Origin of the sequence: Bartonella propinqua (assembly GCF_047263965.1) — a bacterium.
Classification (GTDB): Bacteria; Pseudomonadota; Alphaproteobacteria; order Rhizobiales; family Rhizobiaceae; genus Bartonella.
This window is the reverse complement of sequence record NZ_JBLEBK010000015.1, coordinates 1-6,506: the sequence shown is the minus strand read 5'-3', so window position 1 is coordinate 6,506 and position 6,506 is coordinate 1. Positions and strand designations below refer to the sequence as shown.

The following is a 6,506-nucleotide window of genomic DNA, read 5'->3' as shown; positions in this document are numbered from 1 at the left end:
CCTCAAGCCCAACGATATCTTCCATTTTATGCTGGTGCACACCCAACAGCGACTTAGCACTGCCAAAGGTAAAATGGTTATTGCTCGATTTGTACAAAACATAATTATTCGCTGCATCTTGCGCACCTTCCACATCTGCCAAATCTGCAAAAGAGAAGGTTTTATCCGCTGACATCTTGCCTTTAAGTTCTGTTTCAAGACCTGTGATATCACTTATCTCATGTATGTGCTGTAAAGGAGCTTTCTCTTTTACTTGCTTATCAACATCCGCAATTGCTTGGTCAATTATTGTCAAATTGTTACGCAAAATCGGAAATTCAGAGCTGATAAAGCGCCCTTCTTTTGGGAGTTCCATATTTAACTTTTTTGTCTTTGCCATATTTTTCTCCAATCATAATATGCCTGCACCAAAATCACGCACCATCGACCGTGCCGCAGGACTACCAGTCAGTGTAAATTTCAACCGTGCTTGTTTGGCTGTTTTGTTATCACTTATGAACTTACGCTCCGTCCAAAGCGGCTCGCTCAATTGTTCTGTCTCTTCTAGTTTTAGTGGTATAAAATCACCGTCATCAAATTGAATATCCATTGAAAACACCGAACCACTCGGCAAAAAGGTCTTGATATAGCTTGTTAGTTTTGAATTTTCTCCAAAAGCAAAGGCACGTGTAACGTAAGTGGCTTGCTTATGGATTTTGCCCGCAATAAGCTCAATAGGAGCAAACAAAACAGGCGAGAGCTTTTGCGTGCCCTTGAGGATGGCGCGCAGCTGAACTCTCTCACTGAGATATTCCGTTAGACTGAGCAATTGAAACGGGAGAAGCTGGTAAATTGTGCCATTGTTTCTTTCAATTTCAAACACAACAGAACAATCACTGGAAGGCAACTCTATCGCTGCGCGCACTTGCAAGTCAGAGCAATCAACAAGATCAAACTCCCCTAACTCTACAATTTTTTCTGTTTGTGTGTAGTGTGCCGCAAGCACACGAAACGTCAGTGCTTCATCTTGGTGGGCTGTCCATGTTTGTGCATTGACTGAAGAAAAGCGGGGACCCGTCACATAAGGATGGCTAGACACGTATCTTTGCTTGTCTACATCAAAATCCCCAAGTTTTGCCAAGCCAACCGAATGCTCACTGTCATCGGTCTTAATCACAAAAGCGGCAAGACGGTCATCTGGAACCGTTAACGGTACATCATAGCGCGCTTTTGCCCACCCCATCTTGGCTTGCTTCATCGAATAAGGGGTTTGTGCTTGAACATCAGCAGTGGGAGTGCCATTGTCTGTTGTTACCAAATCAATCATCAAATCATTGGCAGGATTGCCAATTTTACAAAGGTAAAAATCAACCCCTGTGACTTGCCGCGTTTCATCGGGGATGAACACTTGTGCCTGTGGATCAGATTTTGTCCAGACACGCACCGTTGTGGTGCGTCGCATCACTTGCACATCAATCACACCTTGCCCCGTAAAAAGACCCGTTGCTGTTGTTCCTCCCTTGCCCCTTGCCACAACATTTTTTGTGCCCGCAGTAATATTTTTAGGAATGCTAAACTTGCCTTCAATGATACCATTGGCATTGGCAGCGTGAAGAGTCTTTGGCAAAACACTCACACCATCAAAGGTAAGGCTTTCTAAGATTTCCCCCTTACCAAAACCTTCAATTTTAAACTCCAGTTCAATTTGCCTTAAGAAATCAATCTGCTCCTGACGCGCGCTCACCAAATTATCTCTGACTGACACAGTCGTGCTCCCTCTTCTCGCTCTTCCCATAAACAATTGATTGGTCACGCCAGAGAGCCATTCTGTGCGTTGTTCATGCCAAAAGTCTGTTGCGGGAGTAAGTGTGAGAGTACCGGGCAGTGGTGCAAAATTTTGATAAGGATTGATTTTTTCACAAGCCGTCTTTAGCTCTTGTGCAATAATCACTTCATTTTCCCAATCAAGAGTGACAGGGGTTTTTAACGTCGCGTAGTAAAATGTTGGCTCAATGGCAAGCTGCAAAATGCCGTTACCAATCGCGCCTGTTTGTGGAAAGCCCTCATCGCGATAGCTGTCATCAAGAAAAGGATCGGCAAACATGCCTTTCTTTGCCACAGGCTCTTTTGAATCCACATTACTTTTAATGCGCTCTAACTGCATGAGACGATCAAGAGATAAAACCCGCTGAAAATAACGCCACATCTTCATCATAGGGGGGCAACACGGGTGCCATCATTTTTGACAATGGGGAAATCTATCCAATTGTTGGTTATTGTTGCCAAAGACAACACATCATCAGGCACACTGGGTGCCATGGGATCATCTGCGGAAACCCCCTTGATATAAACCACACTGCCTTGCCCATTCATTCCTATACGATCAATACGGGGTAATTTATACGTATAGCTGACAATAATATCACCCCCCTGTGCTCCATCGGAGAGCGTGATTTCTTGTGCTGTTATTTTATCAGCCATCACTTGTGCACGATAGCGATAGGTGACTGTATAACTACTGCCTGCACGCGGTTCATCACCCATCAATACCCAATCAATCGTATCACCCGTCTTTTTAAAATCTACGCCCTCGACAAATTCCTTGTCGCCTTGGACAACTTTCTCAAAAGACGTAATGCTTTTATCAGGCATTCCATCGCGTCCCGAAGCTATCGCACCACGGGTTACATTCACGGTTTTTTCTTTGGTCAGCAAAAGAGAATGAATCGTGGCAAGAGGCGCATAGTAGGTCTTAAAGGTGAAGCTTTTCTCCCCTTGCTGTGGGGAAAAAATATGCGTCTCACTTGGAACGACCCCTTCGGAGAAATCTTCCGCTTCTTCATATCTCAAAGCCGCAAGGCGCTTGCGTTTGAAACCATTAATATTGGCTTCCCCTTCTTGAATACTAAAAACCTGATTTCCTCCCTCTTTGCCTAATGCTGTAACACGACAGCCGCTCACAATATAATGACCATGGGCACGGTCGTAAGTGGCAATGGCTTGCATGGCAGGTTCAAGCAGAGAGGGAGATTTTTGGTCAATCAAAATCCCATCTTGCAGCACATAGACAGGGAAAAACGTGCCTTCCTGTGGGTCATCTTTGAGTGCCCATACAAGCTTGGCTGTTTCGCGTGCTGCTCCTGCTTCACCCTCTGCCAATGTCCCTGAAACTTGCCCTAATAATTGGGGATCATCTTCATGGGTGATCCATTTTTTTTGAAGTTTCACACCGATTTCACTGCGCCCCATCATCGAAACATTCTCTAAGACAGCTTCTGAAACGGGGAAAATATCCCCTGCTATAAAAATCTTCCCCTCTGTCAATGTGACAGTTTGGCTGTCTTTGTGAATAAAAGCATCGGCACGCTCAATACGATCACCTTCTTTGGCAACCAATCGTCCCAAACGGTCATGGCGCCCTCTGATGATTGTTTGAACTTCATTCAACTCGCCACTTTGCAGAAACGGGCGCTCTCCATAAAACACAACACTTTGTTGCTCATCTCTGCCCACAGATCGATCAATTGCAAAGGGTAAACCACTTTCATGCTTCATCTTAAAACCTCAATAAAATTTTAAATTGTGTGCGAACATCGGCTCGTAAAGGAATCTCTACAGGTGTTTTGATGATCTTAACGCCCCCGATGAGCTCCTCAGATTGTAGCCAAAGCTTGCCCAAAGGTATGTTTTCTGCTGGAGTTGCATGGACTAAAACAGAAACGGAAGCGGCTTTTCTGCCATCAACATCCTGAAAATCCGTACGTGCAGCCAGTAAGACCCTTGTGCCTGTTCTTGAGGGCTTCAATTGTTTGCCTGAATGGCTATAAACGCCCTCCAATGCCTGTTCGACGGGCTGGACAATGTTGCATCTGCGAATACCAATGAGAGCATTATCCTCATCTCTCAACACAAGATAAAGGGTTCGCTTTTGAAACCATCCTGCTAAAAAGATACTCCGCTCATGCTGGTTGACAGACACCCAAGGAAAGTTCGCCCCCTCCCATGAATAGTGAAGCTCTTCCCAACTTAATTCTTCCCCAGTATCATCTATCCAATTGCCAATTAATTCGCCTTCTTCTTTGCGAAGAGTGTGATTAATCTCTACATCTTGCCCAAAAGAAAACAGCGTATTGCTTGCCACCATACGCACACCGCTTTCGCGATCAAGCAGCGCATTGTCTAACCTTGACATGTTACCTTCAACAGCCCCAACGCTATAACCATGGGTGGCACATCGAAAGTCAGAGCGCAAACTTTTCGAAAGATTGGTAATCTCCACAATTGCTTCCAGTTGGCTTGGTTCAGGCAAACGATCAAAAGCAAGCTGGAAGGAATTCCACCATGCACGCCTTACCCATGCTGCTCTAAAATCTGCGGAAAGCCCTAGCCATGCCAGCCCCATATCAATGGCTGCTAGAGAGCCACGTATCTTTTGCCATTGAGACCCTGTATCAAGCAAATCATAAAGATTGGGAACATAAGGGGTTAACTCACCAAGTCCGTATTCTTCAATCAGCCACGGCAAAAAGCGAGGGGGGCGTGTAACAAGTTTAGAGCGTGAAATCCCTGAAATAATGTCATCAACATCTTGATGAAAATCACAAACATCCGCAAGGCACCTCTCAAATTCTGTTGCATTGTTGGCAAGCAAAGACCCAACCATTAGCGTGCCCGACCTTTAAAATTTAAGATCACTGTTCCAACGGACAACACTTCTTCCGCTGAAACTGCAATATCCTCCATGGGCTCCAGAGCAATCACTTTCTGCACACCAGCAATCATCAGTTTTGAAACCCACCATGATAAACTCAACTGGCGACCAAGAACTTGTTCTTGCCTCCATGCTGCTCTTAAATTGGCTTCCATTTTTGTGAGAATGGTCAATGCTGTTTCTGGTAACAGCCAAACATCTGCCTCCAAATTTACCACCTTTGCCACAGCAGCGTGAACAATGATCGTATCATTGGTCATAATCACACTTTTCTCATGAAGGGCGTTTGAGACTTTCTCTAAAAGCTCTTGGCTCACGGTTTCTGCTTCATTATTGCCAAAAAGTGCAACATGAATGGTGGGGTCTCTCCCTTTCCGATAAATGATTGCGTCCTTCACCCGATGATCGGCTGACAGAGCAACAAACTTGTAATAAGGCTCCGTCCCACTGGCTTTCCCGCTGCGCGCATGAAGCTTAATACGTTCACGATACCTATCATCATCCTCATCCTCCATGCGTTCAACACCGTGCCACTCTCCCAACTCATCAAGAGAACTGCCTGTAGAAAAATCAAGAATATTATCACGCGCAGCATCATTAATGCGCTGCCTTAACAGCAGTTCTCTGTAACTAAAAGCCTCAATCACTTTGACTGCGGGATCACTCTCAAGAAATGTATAATTGGGTAACAGCTCTTTTAAATGCGCAAGTGCACAAGCGCGTATCTCTTCAAAAGAAAGTTCTGCGATGATCTCTGGTTTGGTAAGTGCTTTACTCATTTTATCAGCAGTCCTTCCATGGTAATGGGCTTGCCCGATGGCAAATAAACCCCCGCAAACGACAAGGACACTTTGCCAGCCTCAACCCATTTCAAATTAATTTCCCTCAATTGAAAGCGTGGTTCCCACCGATCCAGTGCCTCTGCAATAGCCGCATAAAGTGCGACAGCAAAAGCATCATTGACGGGTGCATCTATCAGTTCAGGAACGCGTGAACCATAATCACGCCGCATCACACGCGTCCCAATGCGTGTAGAGAGAATATCAAGTATTGATTGACGCAAATGATCGATGCTCGAGAGGGATTTTCCTGTTTGCCGATCCATTCCTATGTTCACTTTGGTACTCCTGTTATCGAACCACCAGAAGCAACACCGCCGTGAACATGGGATGCCCCAACATTTTTACCGTTATGGGTAAGAGAGCTACCATTGATGGAAACGCCACCCCCAGCTTTTAGGGAAATATTGCCATCGGCATTTAAGCTTACATCACTTTCTGACACAATCTTAATGCCATCAGGGGCTGTCAGCTCTAATGTGCCTCCCTCTCCTTTAAGGCAAACACCATCAGCAATGTTCAGGATAAACTTGCCCCCTGATTTGATCGAGAGTGCATAGGTGTTTTGCGCATCATCATATTCAATGGTTGTTCCATCAGGATAGAGGGTTTTGTGGATACTCCCCTTATCAGCTACCTGATTGGCATCTGTATGAATGGAGCCAACAATCACCCCTTGTGATAAATCCCCCGATGAGGACACAACAACAACTTGCTCTCCCACATCACGTCCCTCATAGGAACAAGTCTTCCCCGCACGGGCTTGCGTGTCTGGAAGCCAGTCACTTACCAAATTGCCACTTTTTACCCGATAACGTGCGTTTTTATGGTCAACGTGGCTAATCTTACCCACCACAACCATATTTGCCACACGACGCTTGAGATCGGTGATTTCTTTATCCCGCCGCTCTCGCATGAAAACCCTCGATTTTTTGATATTTATCCTCGTTGCTCACCCCTGTTTCGGGATCAAATCC

At 45.3% G+C, this 6,506-nt stretch carries 5 protein-coding genes and 1 pseudogene; all 6 read right to left on the bottom strand.

Annotated features, from left to right (window positions below):
* A partial coding sequence (locus tag ACMFKV_RS06830) for a Bgr_08870 family protein (protein WP_413154865.1) occupies positions 1 to 379 on the bottom strand: 379 nt, incomplete at its 3' end.
* Positions 380 to 391: 12 nt separating this feature from the next.
* Positions 392 to 3,534 (bottom strand): annotated as a pseudogene (locus ACMFKV_RS06825) (DUF4815 domain-containing protein).
* Between the two features lies 1 nt (position 3,535).
* Positions 3,536 to 4,642 (bottom strand): phage tail protein, encoded by a 1,107-nt coding sequence (locus ACMFKV_RS06820; RefSeq protein ID WP_413154864.1) that lies wholly within the window; start codon positions 4,640 to 4,642, stop codon positions 3,536 to 3,538.
* On the bottom strand, positions 4,642 to 5,469 hold the full coding sequence (locus ACMFKV_RS06815; RefSeq protein WP_336288758.1) for a baseplate J/gp47 family protein: 828 nt from the start codon (positions 5,467 to 5,469) through the stop codon (positions 4,642 to 4,644). Before ACMFKV_RS06815 ends, ACMFKV_RS06820 begins: the two co-directional genes overlap by 1 nt.
* On the bottom strand, positions 5,466 to 5,807 hold the full coding sequence (locus ACMFKV_RS06810; RefSeq protein ID WP_413154863.1) for a GPW/gp25 family protein: 342 nt from the start codon (positions 5,805 to 5,807) through the stop codon (positions 5,466 to 5,468). The genes ACMFKV_RS06815 and ACMFKV_RS06810 overlap by 4 nt, the downstream gene beginning before the upstream one ends.
* The gene (locus ACMFKV_RS06805) at positions 5,804 to 6,445 is read right to left on the bottom strand and encodes a phage baseplate assembly protein V (RefSeq protein ID WP_413154862.1); all 642 of its coding nucleotides are present in this window, start codon (positions 6,443 to 6,445) and stop codon (positions 5,804 to 5,806) included. Before ACMFKV_RS06805 ends, ACMFKV_RS06810 begins: the two co-directional genes overlap by 4 nt.
* Between the last annotated feature and the right edge of the window lie 61 nt (positions 6,446 to 6,506).

Coding starts and splice junctions, on each gene's coding strand:
- ACMFKV_RS06820 (WP_413154864.1), bottom strand. CDS start 4,642: ATGGTTGGGTCTTTGCTTGCCAACAATGCAACAGAATTTGAGAGGTGC.
- ACMFKV_RS06815 (WP_336288758.1), bottom strand. CDS start 5,469: ATGAGTAAAGCACTTACCAAACCAGAGATCATCGCAGAACTTTCTTTT.
- ACMFKV_RS06805 (WP_413154862.1), bottom strand. CDS start 6,445: ATGCGAGAGCGGCGGGATAAAGAAATCACCGATCTCAAGCGTCGTGTG.